The 18307-nt window shown below is 46.0% G+C and carries 19 protein-coding genes; 3 read left to right on the top strand and 16 right to left on the bottom strand.

Translation table 11 applies throughout. The features are described from left to right. Positions 1 to 23: 23 nt before the first annotated feature. A complete protein-coding gene (locus CXF70_RS06895) occupies positions 24 to 1325 on the top strand; it encodes a hemolysin family protein (RefSeq protein ID WP_233208564.1) in 1302 nt (433 codons plus the stop codon). Between the two features lie 224 nt (positions 1326 to 1549). Continuing rightward, positions 1550 to 2392 carry a YihY/virulence factor BrkB family protein gene (locus CXF70_RS06890; protein ID WP_101802040.1) on the top strand — a complete coding sequence of 281 codons (843 nt, stop codon included), beginning with the start codon at positions 1550 to 1552 and terminating at the stop codon, positions 2390 to 2392. Between the two features lie 75 nt (positions 2393 to 2467). On the opposite strand, the gene CXF70_RS06885 is transcribed toward CXF70_RS06890, so the two are convergent. From CXF70_RS06885 to CXF70_RS06810, 16 genes are all read right to left on the bottom strand, one after another. Next, positions 2468 to 3418: a dipeptidase gene (locus CXF70_RS06885; protein WP_101802039.1), complete on the bottom strand. Its 951-nt coding sequence runs from the start codon at positions 3416 to 3418 to the stop codon at positions 2468 to 2470. Positions 3419 to 3448: 30 nt separating this feature from the next. Then, entirely contained in the window at positions 3449 to 3718 is a 270-nt protein-coding gene (locus CXF70_RS06880) for a hypothetical protein (protein WP_101802038.1), read from the bottom strand. Positions 3719 to 3830: 112 nt separating this feature from the next. Beyond that, positions 3831 to 4133 carry a Zn-ribbon domain-containing OB-fold protein gene (locus CXF70_RS06875; RefSeq protein WP_084244006.1) on the bottom strand — a complete coding sequence of 101 codons (303 nt, stop codon included), beginning with the start codon at positions 4131 to 4133 and terminating at the stop codon, positions 3831 to 3833. A gap of 3 nt (positions 4134 to 4136) precedes the next feature. Continuing rightward, complete coding sequence (locus CXF70_RS06870; protein WP_101802037.1) at positions 4137 to 5270, bottom strand: thiolase C-terminal domain-containing protein; 1134 nt, start codon at positions 5268 to 5270, stop codon at positions 4137 to 4139. Next, positions 5267 to 6748 carry a class I adenylate-forming enzyme family protein gene (locus CXF70_RS06865; protein ID WP_101802036.1) on the bottom strand — a complete coding sequence of 494 codons (1482 nt, stop codon included), beginning with the start codon at positions 6746 to 6748 and terminating at the stop codon, positions 5267 to 5269. Before CXF70_RS06865 ends, CXF70_RS06870 begins: the two co-directional genes overlap by 4 nt. 8 nt (positions 6749 to 6756) lie before the next feature. After that, a complete protein-coding gene (locus tag CXF70_RS06860) occupies positions 6757 to 7236 on the bottom strand; it encodes a PCC domain-containing protein (RefSeq protein WP_101802035.1) in 480 nt (159 codons plus the stop codon). Beyond that, a complete protein-coding gene (locus CXF70_RS06855; protein WP_101802034.1) occupies positions 7229 to 7978 on the bottom strand; it encodes an SDR family NAD(P)-dependent oxidoreductase in 750 nt (249 codons plus the stop codon). The genes CXF70_RS06860 and CXF70_RS06855 overlap by 8 nt, the downstream gene beginning before the upstream one ends. A 12-nt stretch (positions 7979 to 7990) precedes the next feature. After that, positions 7991 to 9316, bottom strand: coding sequence for a TRAP transporter large permease (locus CXF70_RS06850; protein WP_101802033.1), 1326 nt, complete (start codon positions 9314 to 9316; stop codon positions 7991 to 7993). After that, a complete protein-coding gene (locus CXF70_RS06845) occupies positions 9316 to 9804 on the bottom strand; it encodes a TRAP transporter small permease (RefSeq protein ID WP_101802032.1) in 489 nt (162 codons plus the stop codon). The genes CXF70_RS06850 and CXF70_RS06845 overlap by 1 nt, the downstream gene beginning before the upstream one ends. A 12-nt stretch (positions 9805 to 9816) precedes the next feature. Continuing rightward, positions 9817 to 10839: a DctP family TRAP transporter solute-binding subunit gene (locus tag CXF70_RS06840; RefSeq protein ID WP_101802031.1), complete on the bottom strand. Its 1023-nt coding sequence runs from the start codon at positions 10837 to 10839 to the stop codon at positions 9817 to 9819. Positions 10840 to 10844: 5 nt separating this feature from the next. Further along, positions 10845 to 12170 carry a (Fe-S)-binding protein gene (locus tag CXF70_RS06835; RefSeq protein WP_101802030.1) on the bottom strand — a complete coding sequence of 442 codons (1326 nt, stop codon included), beginning with the start codon at positions 12168 to 12170 and terminating at the stop codon, positions 10845 to 10847. Further along, a complete protein-coding gene (locus tag CXF70_RS06830; RefSeq protein ID WP_084243997.1) occupies positions 12160 to 13575 on the bottom strand; it encodes an FAD-linked oxidase C-terminal domain-containing protein in 1416 nt (471 codons plus the stop codon). The genes CXF70_RS06835 and CXF70_RS06830 overlap by 11 nt, the downstream gene beginning before the upstream one ends. 144 nt (positions 13576 to 13719) lie before the next feature. Beyond that, positions 13720 to 14811 (bottom strand): CdaR family transcriptional regulator, encoded by a 1092-nt coding sequence (locus tag CXF70_RS06825; protein ID WP_101802109.1) that lies wholly within the window; start codon positions 14809 to 14811, stop codon positions 13720 to 13722. A 373-nt stretch (positions 14812 to 15184) separates the two neighbouring features. After that, positions 15185 to 15904 (bottom strand): YebC/PmpR family DNA-binding transcriptional regulator, encoded by a 720-nt coding sequence (locus CXF70_RS06820; RefSeq protein ID WP_084243995.1) that lies wholly within the window; start codon positions 15902 to 15904, stop codon positions 15185 to 15187. Positions 15905 to 16043: 139 nt separating this feature from the next. Next, positions 16044 to 16265, bottom strand: a complete 222-nt coding sequence (locus CXF70_RS06815; protein WP_101802029.1) for a hypothetical protein — start codon at positions 16263 to 16265, stop codon at positions 16044 to 16046. Positions 16266 to 16279: 14 nt separating this feature from the next. Continuing rightward, the gene (locus CXF70_RS06810; protein WP_101802028.1) at positions 16280 to 17383 is read right to left on the bottom strand and encodes a nitric oxide synthase oxygenase; all 1104 of its coding nucleotides are present in this window, start codon (positions 17381 to 17383) and stop codon (positions 16280 to 16282) included. Positions 17384 to 17509: 126 nt separating this feature from the next. Between CXF70_RS06810 and CXF70_RS06805 the strand changes: the two genes are divergently transcribed. After that, positions 17510 to 18295: an HAD family hydrolase gene (locus tag CXF70_RS06805; RefSeq protein WP_101802027.1), complete on the top strand. Its 786-nt coding sequence runs from the start codon at positions 17510 to 17512 to the stop codon at positions 18293 to 18295. The last annotated feature ends 12 nt before the right edge of the window (positions 18296 to 18307 follow it).

Raw genomic sequence — 18307 nt, 5'->3', positions numbered from 1 at the left:
AATCCCTTAGTTAAGGGAATTTATTGGACCCCATACTTTTAGTGAATTCAGCGTTATTCGTTTTATTAATTTTATTTACCGCCGTATTTGTTGGAGCAGAGTTTGCGATCGTAAAAGTCCGCATGTCGCGCATCGACCAATTGATCGATGAAGGCAATAAGAGAGCGGGAATCGCCAAAAAAATTCTGGATGATCTCGACTACTACCTGTCTGCGTGCCAGCTCGGAATTACGATGACTGCGCTTGGACTCGGCTGGCTGGGCAAACCGGCTGTCGAACAGCTGATCCTCCCCTTATTCAGGGATATAGGTTTGGCTTCTTCATCCGCTTTGGTCATTTCATTTATCCTGGCTTTCTCTTTGGTGACATTTCTTCATGTCGTCATCGGTGAAATGACGCCGAAGTCTCTTGCATTGCATTCAGCTGAGCGAATGACCCTTGCACTTGCACCTATCCTTTATGTGTTCGGAAAAATAATGGCTCCATTCATTTTCGTGATGACAGGGGCTTCACGGCTGCTGCTGCGTATTTTCGGTATACAGCCAGCCCAGGCAGAGCAAGGGCATTCCGAAGAAGAATTAAAGATCATCATGGCTCAAAGTTTTCAGAGCGGCGAAATCAACCAGACAGAGCTTTCTTATATGCAGAATATCTTTGCTTTTGACGAACGCAGCGCAAAAGATGTGATGGTGCCGCGCACCCAAATGATCGCTTTTTCCGATTCTCTGAGTTCGGAAGAATTACTGGCGGAAATACGTGAACATCGTTTTACGCGGTATCCGATTGCACGTGATGGGGATAAAGATGACTTGATCGGTTTCATCAACGCCAAGGAAGTTCTGACAAATTACGCAGTTAATGGATCCGTTGAAATGGCGGAGCTTATCCATAGCTTACCGTATTTCCATGAAACGACTCCTCTTCAGACAGCCTTAGTGAAAATGCAGAAAGACCGCACCCATATCGCTCTTGTCATCGACGAATATGGCGGAACTTCCGGGTTGATCACAATGGAGGATATTTTGGAAGAAATCGTCGGGGAGATCCGGGACGAGTTCGATGAGGACGAGGAAGCGGATATCATTAAAGAAAACGAAAACCGCTATTTATTGAACGGCAGGGTACTGTTGAAAGACCTTGAGGAACGCTTCGGCATCGAGTTCGATGACAGTGAGGATATTGATACGATTGCAGGCTGGGTACAGCATCAATTGATTGAAGCTGAGACAGGCAGTACATTTGAAACGAATGGCTTCCGCTGGTCTATTGTAAATATGGAAAATCATCATATATTGAAGGTCTCATTGGATATTCTGGAAAATTAATAAAAATGAATAAAGCAGTGAACGGAAATATCGTATTTCCGTTCACTGCTTTTTTGTATGAAGGAAATTATTCTTCCGATTTCGCTTGGTCAGCAAACTCTAAAATGATGAAACAGAGCATCGTTTTTCTTCCTCAATTCCCTTAATTATGCTTCTTTAGGATTAAGCTGCAGTTCCAGCGGGCATACAAAAGGTAAGAAACCAAAAAAATGGAGGTTGAAGATATGGGAAAAGCTAAATCCTACGGCAAAGAATTCGGGGCAAAATTTAAAGAAGACAATGCCACGATTCTTGCAGCAGCACAGGCTTATTATTATTTACTGGCTATCGTGCCCTTATTGATCCTGCTGCTGGCAATTCTGCCGTATCTGCAAATCGAACCGCAACGCGTCATGGACTTCATGGGTACGATCCTTCCGGGCGAAGTGGCTTCGACATTTGAAGAACAGATTGTAAGTGTCGTCACGACACCATCCGGTGGTCTGTTAACATTCGGTATCCTGGGTACGTTATGGTCTGCGTCAAATGCAGTCAGTGCTTTCATCAAAGCAACCAATGAAGCATACGACGTTGAAGAAACAAGATCATTTTTTGCACAGAAAGGCATTGCCATCCTTTTGACGCTGTTCATGCTGGTTGCCGTAATCATAGCGCTGGTACTTCCGATTTTTGGCGGAGCAATCATTGACATGATCAGTTCATTCATGAACTTGCCATCACAGACGGAAATCATATTCCAGGTACTCCGTTGGGTGATTTCCATTGCGGTAATGAGTATCGTTTTGGCGATTATGTATAAAATAGCACCTAATAAACACTTCCCATTCAAAGAAGTAATCATCGGTGCTTTGATAGCTACCATTCTATGGCAGCTTGTATCTCTCGCATTTTCATTCTATGTAGCTAATTTCGGCAGTTACAGCGCCACATATGGCAGTCTCGGCGGTTTGATCGTCTTGATCCTGTGGTTCTTCCTGACTGGTCTGATCCTGGTGATCGGCGCTGAAATCAACGCCATCATCCATCGCCATAAAAACGTAAAGAATGAACCTGCCAAAGTTCATTGATACCAAGCTTAAACGCTCCGCCGTAAGCATGTGCTTACAGCAGAGCGTTTTTTTTTTTGCATATTTACTCCCGAATTAATCCGGCAAATGCGCTATGAAGTTCCGATAAGCAAAACCTTCCACTTCTGTTTCCGAGTAATGCTTTTGCAATTCATTGATCAGCACCGGATAATCGCCGGCGTTTTTCAAACCGTCCGTAAAGAGTTTGATGCCGTCGAAATCAGAGCCGAATCCAATGTGTTCCAAGCCCCCCAATGAGCAAAAATGATCGATATGGCGGATTAAATCGGGAATTGTCGCCCGCTCCTGGTTTTCATTAATGAAAGGAGGATAAAAAACGACATTTACCATCGCCTTTCTTTTGAACATCTCCATCGCCTGTTCATCAGTCAAATTCCTTGCATGATTGCATAAAGCTCTTGCGTTCGAATGACTGGCTATCGGGAACTCGGCAAGCTCCATTACATCCCAGAAAGCTTTTTCCGACAGGTGCGACACATCTGTCAGAATCCGCTGTTCGTTGTTTGCGCGCACCACATTTTTTCCAAACAGGGTCAAGCCCGCTCCTCTTGGTTCACCTGCACCATCTGCACAAAGATTTGCGGTGTTCCAAGTCAGCCCGACAGACAGCACACCCAAGCGGTAAAGATGTCGCAGTTTTACAAGATCATTTCCGATTGGCTCCGCTCCTTCAAGCGTCAGCACTGCACCGATTTCATCCTCTTTAAGCTCGTTGATGTCCTGCCACCTGGCAATATGGCGCATCTGGGGGTTCATGCCGATTATTTCGGAATGGAAAAGGTCAACCTGCTCAAGGGCATGCTGCCATTTTTCATCCGAAGGCAATTCAGGATGAAGAAAAATCGCGAAAAACTGGACTTTAACGCCACCTGACTGCAGCCGGTGAAAATTGGTATCCAGCTCTTCAGCATTCGTGAAATTCAAAAGCGGCTTGCGGTAAAGTGAATCTCTCTTCGCCACTTGCATTTTAAACAAAGCATCGCAGTGCATATCTATGATTGTCACTTCACCATCTCCTCTCTTTTTTAGAAAAACTCATCCTTCCCATGCAATTTCCGTTGAATAGACGAGGCTGTCCCCTATAAAGATCCGGCATTTCGTATAAAAGCAGCTCAACCCCAATGAAACCTTTATTTCCTGAAATTCCCCGTTGTCATCACGCAGTTTACCGAACAAGCGGGAGCTGAGCGCAAATCCTGGCTGATCATCCTGGAGAACACCATCCACCCATAATTTCTTTTGGTCCCAAGTACTTTCAATCCGAATACGATGTGAAGAATGTTTGATTTCCCATGTATCTCTCATCGTCACGCCTCCGTTTCATCTGTTAGGGACAGTATAGCAAATTATCGGAATCGTTTCTTGATTGGAACAGCCGGCCTCGTCTAAATGACGGGCCGGCTGTCGGTCAGTGAATTCATGAAGCTTTTTTATAGATATATGCGCCGTCTTCAATCCGGTCAAGCGTAACTTTATCGCCGATAGCCACATCTTCTTCCATACGGGATGTCACTTTGGCGTTCGCTTCATCCAAATCGACAAGTACGACGTTATAAGGAGCGATATGGGCAAATTCAGCTGGGGCAATGTGAATTTTGGTGAAGCTGTATACGGTTCCGTCATCGCTGACTTCTTTTTCTTCAAATTCCGATTTGCCGCAAACCGCGCAATTGTACTTTTTTGCAATTGAATCGTTGCCGCAGCATGAGTAGATTTTCATCGCTTACACCCTTTCTAATATATGGACAGTCGAGTAAGAACCGGTGCCCCCTAAATTTTGGGCCAGCGCGATGCGTGGCATGCCGTCCACCTGGTTGGCCGCGTTGCCGCGAAGCTGTCGCACCAATTGGTAAACTTGCGCGATTCCGGTAGCACCGATCGGATGGCCGCGTGACAATAACCCGCCGCTTGTATTCACGGGCTTTTCCCCATTGACTTGGGTTCTGCCTTCTTCAACAGCTTTCCAGCCTTCCAATGGTTTATAGAAGCCCAATTCCTCGATTGCAATGATTTCAGTCATCGAGAAGCAGTCATGGATTTCCACGACGTCAATGTCTTCCGGACCCAAACCCGCTTTTTCGTAAGCAAGCCTGCCAGATTCACCGATTGCAGGAATGGACAGCAGATTGACAGCATCCTGCATTTTTGTCGGTCCGGATACTTGTGAACTCGCACGCACATGAATCGGGGATTTCTTTCTGGAGATTACAATAGCCGCCGCTCCGTCCGTCATCGGTGAACAGTCAAACAGGCCAAGCGGATCCGTAATCATACGTGCCGCCATAATTTCTTCCAGCGTCGTCGGCTTCGGAAATTGCGCCAACGGATTGTTGACGCCGTTTTGCCGATTCTTTAGCGCAACCCGGGCAAGATGCTCTTTTGTCGCATCCGTTTCATGGAAATAGCGATTGGACAGCACTCCGAAGAAACCTGGGAATGTCAAACCGGCATGCTTTTCGGTCGTGGTCGTATCCATCGCAGCGTTGATCGCTTGCGTAACGTCGGCCGTTTCCGCATGTTTCATCTTTTCGGCACCAGCCACCAGCACTGTGTCATATTCACCGCTCATGATGCCAAGCAGCCCTTGGCGCAAAGCGATTCCACCCGAAGCACAAGCGCCTTCGACTTTTGTCGATGGGATGTAGCCGAGACCGAGATCGTTTGCAACAATGGCACCAAGAATTTCCTGATTGGAAATACTGCCACCCATAAAATTCCCGACATAGACAGCATCAATTTTTGGACGCCCTGCATCATTTAACGCTTCTGTACAAGCCTCCAGCAATAATTCCTTTAAAGAAGATTCCAATTTCCCGAATTTCGTCATACCAATTCCGTGCACATATGCACCGGTCATTTGATCACCTCCACATGCTTTTGTTTCATTTCACGTTTCAATATTTTACCATACGAACTTTTAGGCAATTCGTCCACGATGAAAACTTCTTTCGGTTTTTTGAAGCTCGCCAGATTATCTTTGCAAAGGCCGATCAATTGCTCCACTGTGACTTCTTCTGTACCATTCGGCACCACATACGCCACTACGCATTCTCCCCATTTATCATCAGGGACACCAATGACACATGTTTCTTTGACACCTTTATGAAGATTTAGCACTTCTTCCACTTCACGCGGATAGATATTGACACCGCCAGAAATAATAACGTCTTTCTTCCGATCGACAATATGGACAAACCCTTTGGCATCGCGCCACCCAAGATCTCCTGTGTAAAGCCAGCCATCTTTCAGCGTATCGGCAGTCGCTTTTTCATTATTCCAGTAACCTTTCATGACGAGCGAACCTTTGGCAATGATCTCTCCTACTTCACCGTCTGCAACCTGCTGGCCGTCTCCATCAACGATTTTCACGTCAACGAATGTGCCAATGCGTCCGCATGAATCTAGGCGATTCCGGATTTCATTTCTTGGCATCATCGTGATGCACATCGGAGCTTCTACTTGACCGTAAGTCTGGATGAAAATATCGCCCGCTTTATCGAGTGCCTGCTGCAATTTTGAAGCAGCAATCGCTGATCCTGCCATGTTGATCGATTTGACGGTGGCAAGTTTGGATGCATCAAAGTTCGGATGCTGAATCATCAAATTCACCATAGTCGGCACCAGGAACATCACCGACACTTTGTCTTTCTCAAGGTGATCGAGAAATTCCTCCGGTTCAAATTTGCTGTAGACGACCTGCGTCAGCCCATACAGCCAGGCAACATGGCTCAGGAAGTTCGATCCATGCGTCAAAGGGGCAGCATGGCCGATGATATCTTCATAATCCACTTCACATACCTGCGCCAGCGACAATGCACCTGCGATGATATTTCGGTGGGACAGCATTACGCCTTTCGGATTGCCGGTTGTTCCCGACGTATACATGATGGCGAAAAGATCATCTTCCTCAACATTTTCGCTGAAGGACTGGCCATGATGTTTTTCTATCACAGCTTCATAATCTTCACCGATGTACAAAATCTGCAAATCCGGATTCACGGCATCAATCAGGCCCTGTTCGCCAATAATAAGACGGAGCCCAGCATCTTCTATCATGTACTGATGTTCTTTCGGATGCAGCCGGTAGTTCAACGGCACTTTAATCAGTCCCGCCAATGCGACCGCCACATCCAGTTCAATGTGTTCCAGACGGTTGGACATAAGGATACCAATCCGATCGCCTTTTTTGAAATTCAAATCATGAAAATAAGCTGTCAAAGCTCTTGCCCGGGCGATGAATTCTTTATAGTCAAAATACCTGTCCCCATCTTTAACGGCAGTTTTTTCGGGATAAGCGTTGGCTGATTTGACCGCTAATTGTCCTAAAGTCTCCATTCAATGCTTCACTCCTTTTCTGTAAACTGGAAAGCCGGCAATGACCAATGAGGATCGATGCCACGCTTTAAATGCACCCCTTTTAACGGGAATAAAATAAATTCAATCGTTACAGCCACAGGATTTTCACCAGAGATGAAATGACCTCCGTCTATTTGCTGATCGCAATCGATGAGCATTCCATGAAAATGGATATCCAACTCGCCGGATTCATCATAACCGACGAACCCGGTGCCTGACAGCAATTCAACCGCCGAATCTGAAACCTTCTTATCTGAATACCTGACCGCGCCTTCTGTATCGCCGCGTTCAATCTGTACATATGTCGCATATTTCAGTGAACCCAGACATTGGAAGTTGGCGGCAGCAACATCAAAATGTGCACAAACTTCTTTTATGCCTTCAAACAAGTCCACATCTTTCATTAAGCGTCCCACAATCCGGTGCGAAGTTTCATCGTATACCGCCTGAATCCGATTCTTATCCAATGCTGACGCCTCCATCAACTTTTAATACTTGGGAAGTTGTATAGCCTGCTTCTTTTGTAGAAAAATAAAGCACAGCGTTCGCGATATCATTCGCTTCGCCCATTCGGCCGATGACCTGGTTGCTGGTATCGTATTCGACGCCTGCCGTAATTGCAGTAAGCGTTGCACCAGGTGCTACTGAATTACAGGTGATGCCGTATTGGCCCAACTCTTTCGCCACCCACCTTGTCAATGCTATGACGCCCCCTTTAGAAGCCGCATATGCAGGACCGGAGCGACCGTTCTTTTCATTTCCACCGGAAGTTACTCCGCCGTTGATGCCTGACACCGAACTGATATTAACAATCCGACCATAACCTGCTTCTTTCATATGAGGATAAACAACAGCTTGTGAAAACAGGAACGTCGCTTTCAGATTCGTATCCAAGTCCCGATCCCACATTTCCAAAGTCATGTCTTCCAAATCCAAACGGCTGCAGGTTCCTGCATTATTCACAAGAATGTGGACTTCTCCATATTTTTCGACAGTTCTGTTGACAGTCGCTTTGACAAATTCCGGGTCGCGGATGTCACCGAGACATTCAAGGTATTTTGCTCCATTCAAAAGACCAATCGTCTTTTCACAGGAATTCAAATCGACCAGTACGACTTTAGCGCCTTCTTCGGCAAACTGGACAGCCACTGCCTGTCCAATTCCGCTTGCTGCTCCTGTAATGATTGCTACTTCGTTTTTCAATCTCATATTTTCAGCCCCTTATTTGATATTTAATAGATCCGGCAGGAATGTCGATAATGCCGGAATGTATGTCACCATCATCAATACGATGATTGCAGCAACCACAAACGGCAGTACGCCTTTGGAAATTTCAACTATATTCGTTTTCGAAATGCCTGCTGCTACATAAAGATTCAGTCCGACAGGCGGTGTAAATAACCCAATTGCCAAGTTGACAGTCATGAAGACACCGAAGACGGTTGGATCGACTTCGAGGAACAGCATGATTGGGAGCAGAATCGGAACAAATATATAATAGGCTGAGATTGCATCGATAAAAGCTCCAGCAATCAGCAGCAGAACATTCACGAGTAAAAGGATAATGATTGGATTGGTTGTCATACCCATAATGCCGTCTGAAATGTCACGGGCAATCTGCTCGGTTGTAATTATGTAAGCGAATACCGATGCAGCGCTGACAATGATCATAACCACTGCTGTCTGCAGAGCTGCTTCGATAAAAATCCTGTAGATTTTTTTAAATGTATTGTCACGGTTCATGAACATGCCCACCAGCAAACCGTAAACCACGGCTACCACTGCGGCTTCAGTCGGTGTAAAGAATCCTCCGTAGATACCGCCCAGAATTATGACCGGAATCATCAAGCCCGGCAGCGCTCTCAGGAAAGCATGCCACCGTTCTTTGCCGGTCGCTTTTCTCGTATCCAAACCTCCTGGAATGATAAAAGCGCCTTTTTTCTCCTGTGTATATCGAACAATCATCGCTGCTACGACAAATGCAAGACCCATGAGAATTCCTGGAACCACACCAGCCATGAAAAGCCGGTTGATCGTCACCGGAATCTGATCGCCTGCCACTACAGCAAACACGATGAACGCGATACTAGGCGGTATAACGATGCCTATAGCACCGGAACTTGCCACAAGCGCTCCAGCTGTCTCTTTTTTATAACCGTTCTTGACCATCGCCGGTATCAGGATCCCTCCGATTGCCGCTACAGTGGCTGGGCCTGATCCTGAAATTGCCGCAAAAAATATAGCTACGATGACTGTGACAAAAATGATTCCGCTTTTCCTGTGCCCTACTAATGTCTGGGCAAAATCGATAAGCCTTTTGGAAATCCCGACATGCTCCATAATGACCCCAGCCAGGATGAAGAAAGGAATCGCCAGAAGGGTGAATTTCGCGACACTTGTATACATGATATCGGTTACCATTTCAAGGCCGAATATCCCACTGCTGTAAACCAGGACAGCTATTGAAGATACACCGAGGGAAATAGCGATCGGCACCCGCAGAAACACCAGGAGGAAAAATAATCCAAATAACATTAATGCCATCATCAGGCTTCATCTCCTTCCACAGTGGCTTTGCCGATCATTTTCATTTCTTCTATAAATACTTGCACAGTCCGGACAACGCACAGGAACGCACCAATCGGCAACGCCGACGACATGACCCATTGCGGCCATCCAAGAGCTGGAGTTTTCTGCCCCATATCCATCTGGAACATCACCATCTGAATGCCGTACCAGAATAGGATCCCAAATAAAAACAGTCCCATCAAAGTTGAAAAAACGATCAGAATCCGCTTGAACAGCAGGTTCATTTTATCGAATAATAAAGTAAAGCCGAGGTGCGCGTAACGGCGCACACCTACAGCTGTACCGACAAATGTTAACAATACGAACAGGTTAATAGTGATTTCCTCTGTAAAGGAAAGGGACGCATTCGCCACGTTCCGTGTCACTACATTCGCGAAAGCGATGATAGTCATGACAAGAAACGTGATAAACAGTATGATTTCCTCCAAATGATTCAATACTTTCATCGTTGCCCCTCCTTACTCACCCTTGAAAGCTTTTAACAGATCAGCACCCCAGATATCTTCATATTTTGCGTATACCGGCTGTACTGCTTCTGCAAATAGAGCCAGTTCTTCTTCTGTCGGGTAGTAGAATTGCATTCCGGCAGCTTCCAGCTCTTCAATTTGTGAAGCTTCTTTCTCACGCGCGATTTCCACTTGATACTCAGCTGCCTCTTTGCCCAGACGGTCAAACAGCTCTTTGTCCGCATCGCTCATTGAATCGTATAATTTTTTATTCATTCCCAGCACAAGCGGATCATATGAATAGTTCCACATTGTGATGTAATCCTGAACTTCAGCCAATTTTGAAGAATAGATAACATCGATCGGATTTTCCTGACCGTCGATTGTACCTTGCTGCAGTGCTGTAAACACTTCAGAGAATGTCATCGTCTGCGGGTCTGTCCCCAGTTCACGGTAAAGATCTGTGTACATTGTGATTCCTGGAATACGGATTTTCATACCTTTCAAATCTTCAGGCGTTTTTACTTCACGGACACTGTTCGTCAGCTGGCGGAAACCATTTTGTCCGTAGCCAAGAGCATGGACGCCTTTTTCAGCCAGGATATCTTTCAGCATATCTCCGCCTTCGCCAGTAAACACAGGATCCACTTCATCGGTACCTGCAAACAGGAATGGTGCACTTGCCACACCAAAGCGGTCATCAAGGATCGAGTAAATAATAGTCGAGTTGAACGTCAGGTCGATCGAACCTTTCGCCAATCCTTCAACCGCTTTCCCGGAATCGCCGCCGGATAATTGCTCATTCGCATAAAGTTCAATATTGATGCGGCCGTCACTTTCTTCTGCCAGATCGTCACGCAATTTTTCAGCAGCTTCGTACCAAGTCGAAGAATCTGAAACCGTTACGGACATTTTCAGATCATATTCTTTCGCTTCATCAGCGTTCGCTTCCGATCCCGTATCTGAACTACAAGCTCCCAAGACTAATGCTGCCGACATGCCAATTGCTGCAAAACCGAATTTTTTCTTCAACATTTTCTTCACCCCTGTGTTTGATTTTGGTGGATCGCATCGTAGAGGAAATCCACGATATGAACTGCTTTCATTTCTTTTTCAAGTCCCTCATTCTGAATCCCCATCTGCATTTGCATCAGGCAGCCCGGGTTGGACGTAACCACGATTGCCGGCTGCATTTCCTTCACCCCTCTCATCTTGGCATCAAGAATCCGTTTGGCCATTTCTGGTTGGAGAATGTTATAGATGCCTGCTGACCCGCAGCAACATCCAGCATCGATCAACTCTTTATATTCAAAGCCCGGCGCATCCTGAAGGAGCGACCTTGGCTCTAAAAACACACCATTGACATTGCGGAGGTGGCAGGAATCCTGATAGGTTACAAGCGATTCTTCTGCCCCGCCCATTTGCTTCAATTTGGCATTCAAACCCAATTTCACAAATAAAGAAGAAATATCAATCGTCTTGCGGGAAAATTCCGCTGCTTTCTCAGCAAATTGCGGATCCTTCTCCAGATGCTTTCCGTATTCTGAAAGAAAAGCACCACAGCCGCCGGCATTATTGACGATATAATCAAAGTCATCGGAATCGAATGCTTTAAGGTTCGCTTTAGCGTTCCGCATCCCTTTTTCCATTTCACCGCTATGGCCATGCAAAGCACCGCAGCATTGCTGCTCTTTCGGAAGTACGATATCCGCACCAAGCCATTCGAGCATTTCGATTGTTTTGCGGTTAGTTTCCTGAAACAGCGTATCCATGAGACATCCTGAGAAAAATGCAACTTTCAAGCTGCTTGGTTTCAACACCGGTTCCCGCTTTTTCTTGGTTTCGATAGTTGGCAGCGCAGCTTCCATTTGCTTCATAAAGGGCGGAAACAGATTCAGGAACCCGATTTTTCTTGTAGCTTTCTGCAGCCCGGATTTTTGATAAAACTGGACCAGCTTTACTCCTGCAGCCATTTTCTTCTGATCGGCGAATACCCCATCGAAAGTTGTTTTGCGGATTGCTTTTTCTGTTACGCTGATCGGCTTCGCCTGCTGGACAGCCACTCTCGTTTCTTCAATCAGGACACCGTATTGGACACCTGCAGGACAGGCTGGTTCGCATGCCCTGCAGCCGAGGCACATATCGAATGATTCTTCGACTGAACCATCCCAGACGACATCTCCGTCGCGAATTGCTTTCATCAACGCAATCCGGCCACGCGGGGAGTGCGATTCGTCCTGATTGGTAGCCAGATAAGTAGGACAGGCTGGAAGGCAAAAGCCGCAGCGCATGCAATCCATCAAAAGTTCTTCGTCTACGTGTTCAACGAATGAGTCCTGCATGCGTTGCTGCAATTCACTGACCATTGTTGATCACCAGCCTCATCTTGGTTTCCTTCGCAAACATTTTGCCCGGATTCATGATGTTCTGCGGATCCATCGACTGCTTGATCGCTTTCATGACCCGGATGCCGCTTTCGCCCAATTTCCATTCGAGGTAAGGGGCTTTCATTTCTCCTACACCATGTTCTCCTGTAATTGTTCCCCCGAGTTCGATGGCAATATGGAAAATTTCAGCAAGCGCTTGTTCCACCCGGAGCATTTCGTCCTCATCCCTGACATCCGTCAGACAAGTCGGGTGAAGATTGCCGTCTCCGGCATGGCCGAATGTGCTGATCTGGACATCGTATTTTTCAGATATCTGCTGTATCGCTTTAACCATATTTGCAATTTCCGATCGCGGTACCGTCGCATCTTCCAAAATGGTAGTGGGGCGTTTCCGCGCTAGTGCCGACAATGCAGCGCGTCTCCCGGTTTTCAAAACTTCTGCTTCTTCGTTCGAGGAAGCAAGCGCCGTTGAAGTTGCGCCGTTGAGTTCCGCAATCCGGATCATCTGCTGAATATCCCGCTCAACCTGTTCCTCGTTGCCGTCCTGTTCCATCAACAGCATCGCTTCTGCATCAAGCGGCAATCCGATTTTCATAAAATCCTCTACAGCCCCGATCGTGCCTTTATCCATAAACTCGAGTGTTACAGGGATGATTTTATCGGCAATGATTGCCGATACGGTCTCTGCTGCCGCCTCAAGTGAATTAAAATAGGCAATCCCTGTTTTTTTGGAGATAGGCAAAGGAATCAGTTTCAGCGTAATTTCAGTTATGATGCCAAGTGTCCCTTCTGCTCCGACAAACAAGGACATCAGATCATATCCGGCGACATCCTTCGCGAGCTTGCCGCCAAGTTTCAGCGTTTCGCCGTCCGGCAAAACGACTGTCATCGCTTTTACGTAATCTTTCGTCACTCCATATTTCAGTCCTCGAAGACCGCCGGAATTTTCACTGACATTGCCTCCGATTGTCGAAATTTTCATCGAACTTGGATCTGGAGGATAAAACAAGCCGTTGCTTTCTACAAAATTACAGATATCCTGAGTGATGACACCCGGCTGCACTGTAATCGTCAGATTCTCCTTATCCACTTCGAGAATCTTATCCATATTATTGAACAGGACGATCAGACCGCCTTTGCTTGGCACTGTGCCAGCTGCCAAATTGGTTCCTGATCCCCTCGAAACGATGGGGATTTGTTCTCTTGCACAAATTTTAACAATTTCTGCAATTTCTTCTGTGCTTCTTGGTGAAACAACCAAATCCGGCTTTGCCTGGAAATTGGCTGTTGCATCGTATGAATAAGCAAGCAGCTGAGCCTGCGTATCTTTAACATTTTCTTTTCCAACTATCGAAACAAAAAGGTCTTTGCTGTGTACTGTCATTTTGATCACCACCTAATTGATAACGCTTACATGTTATTATAATATTCTTACAAGTTATCAATCTATGTAGTATCTATACAAATTTATATAAAATTCGGACAATAATTTTGGACAAATAAACAAAGACCCCTGATTTCTCAAAGGTCAGATTTTCCGGTAGAGGCGAAGCGCTGTGTAGATCGTCGCCAAATCGTTATTATCAGCAAAGCTGATGGACAGGATTTTTTCTATTTTATTGAGCCTGTAAAGCAATGTGTTCTTATGTATATGCAGTTCATCCGCTACTGCCTGGACTGAGGATTTTTTCTGGAGGAATATTTCCAGATTGTGAAGAAGCTCCGGTTCATCCAGCAAAGGAGCGATTGTACGGCTGATGAATTCTTCCTGCACCTCTTTCGGAATCGAATAATAAAGAAGCTCCAGTTTAAGATCTTCTTCGAACACAATCTGCCCTTGCCTTGCGGACACCGCATGAGCCATTTCCGATTGCCTGAAAGATTCTTTGAGCTGATTAAAATCACCGGCTTTTCCAATGCCTACAGGCAAAGTTGAATTTGCTGGACCTGCGATTTTTTTTGCCAGTTTCTCTAAGCCGTTGATCAATTCCCGCTTTGAAATATTCGGCAGAAGGAATATTAAACGCTCCAGTCCCCATCGAATGATCTTCAACTCCGGGTGGATCGTCTGGATTCGCAACAGATTTTCCACATCTTCGATTTCGTATTGCCGATTGGTCTGCATCATAGCTATTCGCTGATACAGCGAAGTATCGATGTTCAACATCTTCGCCCGGCCCTGAAGACTCTCAAAAGAGCTGTCCGAAGTGACCAGATCAAAAAAGAAAAACTCGATTTCCCGGATTCCCCGCTCTTTTTCCTGTCTGGAGATCAAGTCTGTGATAAACAGCTCAGCGACTTTTTTAACCAATTTTGCGTACTTTTCAACTTCAGAAGGCTTTCCCGTAACGCCCAATACACCTATCGGCAAATCTGAAATGATGATGGGCATGACAATCCCGGGCCGAACACCGGCTAAGTTCTCACACATTTCTTTGGTCATATGGAGCGGCTGCTGATTTTTCATCGCAAGCGTCGCCCCTTCATGGAACGTATTGAGGCGCACCGGGTCCGTACTGGCGATCACAAACCCGTTTTTGTCGGTAACCAATACTTTTTTGTCGATGAGGTTTGATAATTCATCGACAATCTTGGCACCCAATACCTGAAAATCGAACATCTTTCCATCCCCTTTTTGAAATTCCCCTTGGCTTTCTGTATAAATAAATCTTGAATCCATATTACACGAAGAACTTGCATTGCGGATAAAAAAAAACAGCCCTCCAGTAAAAAAGGGCTGTTTTTCCTGTCCAGACTCCGGCGACCCAGCTCTTCGAGTCATAAGCCAAATCAGCTGCGCGGCCAAAGCCACTTCGCTGATCCGTCTTATGCTTGTCAGAGCTGAACGGGTGCCGTCGCTTTTCTCTTGTCCAGACTCCGGCGACCCAGCTCTTCGAGTCATAAGCCAAATCAGCTGCGCGGCCAAAGCCACTTCGCTGATCCGTCTTATGCTTGTCAGAGCTGAACGGGTGCCGTCGCTTTTCTTACACTCGTTATCCTAAATCGACATTATGGTAAACCTGTTGGACATCTTCCAAATCCTCGATGGCATCAATCATTTTTTCAAACTGCGCCTGCGCGTCTTCCGGCAGCTCCACATCATTCTGCGCCATCATCGTAAGCTCAGCAACAGTGAAATCAGTGATGCCCGCTTCTTTGAAAGCTTCCTGCACCAAATGGAATTGATCCGGCTCGGCATACACAATCACCGCATCTTCTTCTTCAATGACATCGCGGACATCAATATCCGCTTCCATCATCATTTCAAGCACTTCATCCGCCGTCTTCTGGTCTTCGATTCCGATAACCGCCGTCGGATCGAACATATAAGCGACAGAACCGCTGACACCCATATTGCCGCCGTTTTTACCGAACGCTGCGCGTACATCAGAAGCTGTACGGTTCACGTTATTCGTCAATGTGTCCACAATTACCATGGAACCATTCGGCCCGAATCCCTCGTAGCGAAGTTCGTCATAACTTTCTTCCGATCCGCCTTTGGCTTTTTCAATCGCCCGGTCAATGATCGCTTTTGGCACACTGTATGTTTTTGCCCGCTCCAATACGACTTTCAGCGCCTGGTTCGATTCCGGATCCGGCTCGCCCTGTTTGGCGGCCACATAAATCTCCCGTCCGAATTTCGCATAGATGCGGCTTGTGTTTGCGTCTTTTGATGCTTTTTTCTCTTTGATATTATTCCACTTGCGTCCCATACTGTTTCCCACTTTCTTTCAGCTTTGAATGTGAAGAACGTTCACTCCTTCTATTATATAATAAAACCCGCCATTTATTCGAGCTATACAGCAGGAAAGCCGCAAAAAGAAAAAGCGCCGCCAATGATCACGGAGCTTCTCAGGATTTCGCCTTGTCTATACGATGATATTCCGAGACTTGCGTGACCCGCACTTTCCCCGTATCCAGTTCATGATAAATTCCTCTACTGTCGGTGAATGAAATATATTGGTCCCGCTCACTTTGCACAAGCGCTTCCGCCTTTTCCTGGGACTCCACAAAAATAAACCGGCGAATATAATGTTCTTCATCGAAAAAATAAGTGATTTTGAATTCTTTCATTAGTGTTGCCCCTTTCAGGAATGATAAGGTGCTTTTTGATAAAAGAAGTTGGGTTTGATGATGTCATTTTTATAAGGCTTATGGAAGATGTGCGTTGTAGCCGGCGACATCGGCGAAATGAGCCATGCCCAATTTCCGGTGACCTTGCGTCCGGCTGTTTCTTCCTTCTTCTCGAAATTCTTGAACTGCTTGGCTGCTGTATGGTGGTCGACGATGGTAACGCCAGCCTCCGCAAATGATTCCAATACTGCTATATTCAATTCGACAAGAGCTTTATCCTTCCAAAGTGAGCGGTTTAATTTGGTATCCAACTCCATCTTCTCAGCGATTGCCGGCAAGAGATCATAACGATCTTCATCAGCCAGATTGCGTGCGCCGATTTCAGTGCCCATATACCATCCGTTGAATGGAGCCATCGTATAATGGACGCCACCTATCTCCATCTTCATATCCGATATGATCGGCACGCCATACCATTTGGCTTCAAGTTCGGCAAAACCATTAATTTCCGGGTGCTTTATTTCCACTTCCATCACTGCGTGCTCCGGGATTTTGAAGTATTTTACACTTCCCTCTATTTCTTCAATGACGATAGGCAGAATGTCAAAAGCCGTCTCTTGCCCTTTCCAGCCCAATTCCATACATTGCTTCGTAAACTCCACAGAGGACGAGTCACCGACTATGGTTCCATCTTTTTCATAGCCCGCATAGCGCAGAAGCTGGTGATTCCAGAGTCGCAGTTTGTCTGTGTTATTTTGCTGCGCAGGGAATACGGTTAAAGCCGGGCGGATTTTTCCATCGTTGGTTGCGTACTCAATATGGTCAACTAAAGCATTGAATGCATCTTCCGCTGTCTCAAGATGCCTCGCGTCAAAAACGGTCAACGTATTCCAGAACAGGCGGCCGATGCACCGGTTATTATTGCGCCACGCCATCCGTGCTCCGTGTTCCAGTTCCTCAAATGTATGTGTATAGGTGCCTGTTTCATCCACTTCTTCTATGATACTGTTCATCCGCTTGTGAATTTCTGATTCATTTTTTCCCAATTCATTGTAGCAAGTTTGAATAAAATAACCCGCTTCTTCGATTAAAGGTCGAATGGCCATGGCAATTTTCATGATCTTCACTCCTCTTCCAACATGATAGCATCTTCCAAATACTTCAGCCGGAGCAATTGTGTCGACTCTATGATTTCCCCTGAAGGTGCAGTACACTTGAAAAAAGCCTTTCAGGAGTTGAGATGTTTGATTAAAACCATCATATTCGATTTGGATGATACATTATTATGGGACAAGAAAAGTGTGGAAACTGCATTGCAGATGACTTGTTTGTACGCTGAAAAAGAATGCGGAGTAAAAGCCGGCGAACTTGAAAAGGCTATCCGCTCTGAAGCTGCTGCTGCATACGCTGAAACAGAAGTTTATGAATTCACCAAGTCGATTGGCATCAATCCTTTCGAAGGATTATGGGGTGAATTCGACGATGCAGGTGAACAGTTCCAAAACATGAAAAGACTTATGCCGGCATATCGGCGAACAGCCTGGACAAACGCGCTCAAAAAGTCGGGTATCGAGAATGATCTACTGGCAGAACAACTGAGTGAATATTTTCCTGCGATGCGGCGCAGAAATCCTTTTATTTATGAGGAGACATTCCAAATCCTCAATCATTTGAAAGGCCGCTATCAACTCGTGCTCCTGACAAACGGTTCACCAAGTCTCCAGCAGACTAAACTGGACATATCTCCGGAAATCGCCCCTTATTTCAATACGATCATCGTTTCCGGTGCCTTCGGTGTCGGCAAGCCGGATGTATCTATTTTTGAATATGCCTTAACCAAAACCGGCTCTCATAAAGCAGAAACTTTGATGGTCGGTGACAACTTGCTGACCGATATTCTCGGCGCTAATCGAGCCGGCATCAAGTCAGTTTGGGTAAACCGCGAGCAAAAAACAGCGCATAATTCCATTTCCCCTGATTTTGAGATACGGAATTTGCAGGAATTGATGCCGTTACTGGAAAAACTTTAAATCAGCGAAGAA

The sequence above is a fragment of the Planomicrobium sp. MB-3u-38 genome (assembly GCF_002836425.1).
Classification (GTDB): Bacteria; Bacillota; Bacilli; order Bacillales_A; family Planococcaceae; genus Planococcus; species Planococcus okeanokoites.
Note: the sequence above shows the minus strand (reverse complement) of the source record. Positions and strands in the feature narration are given on the sequence as shown.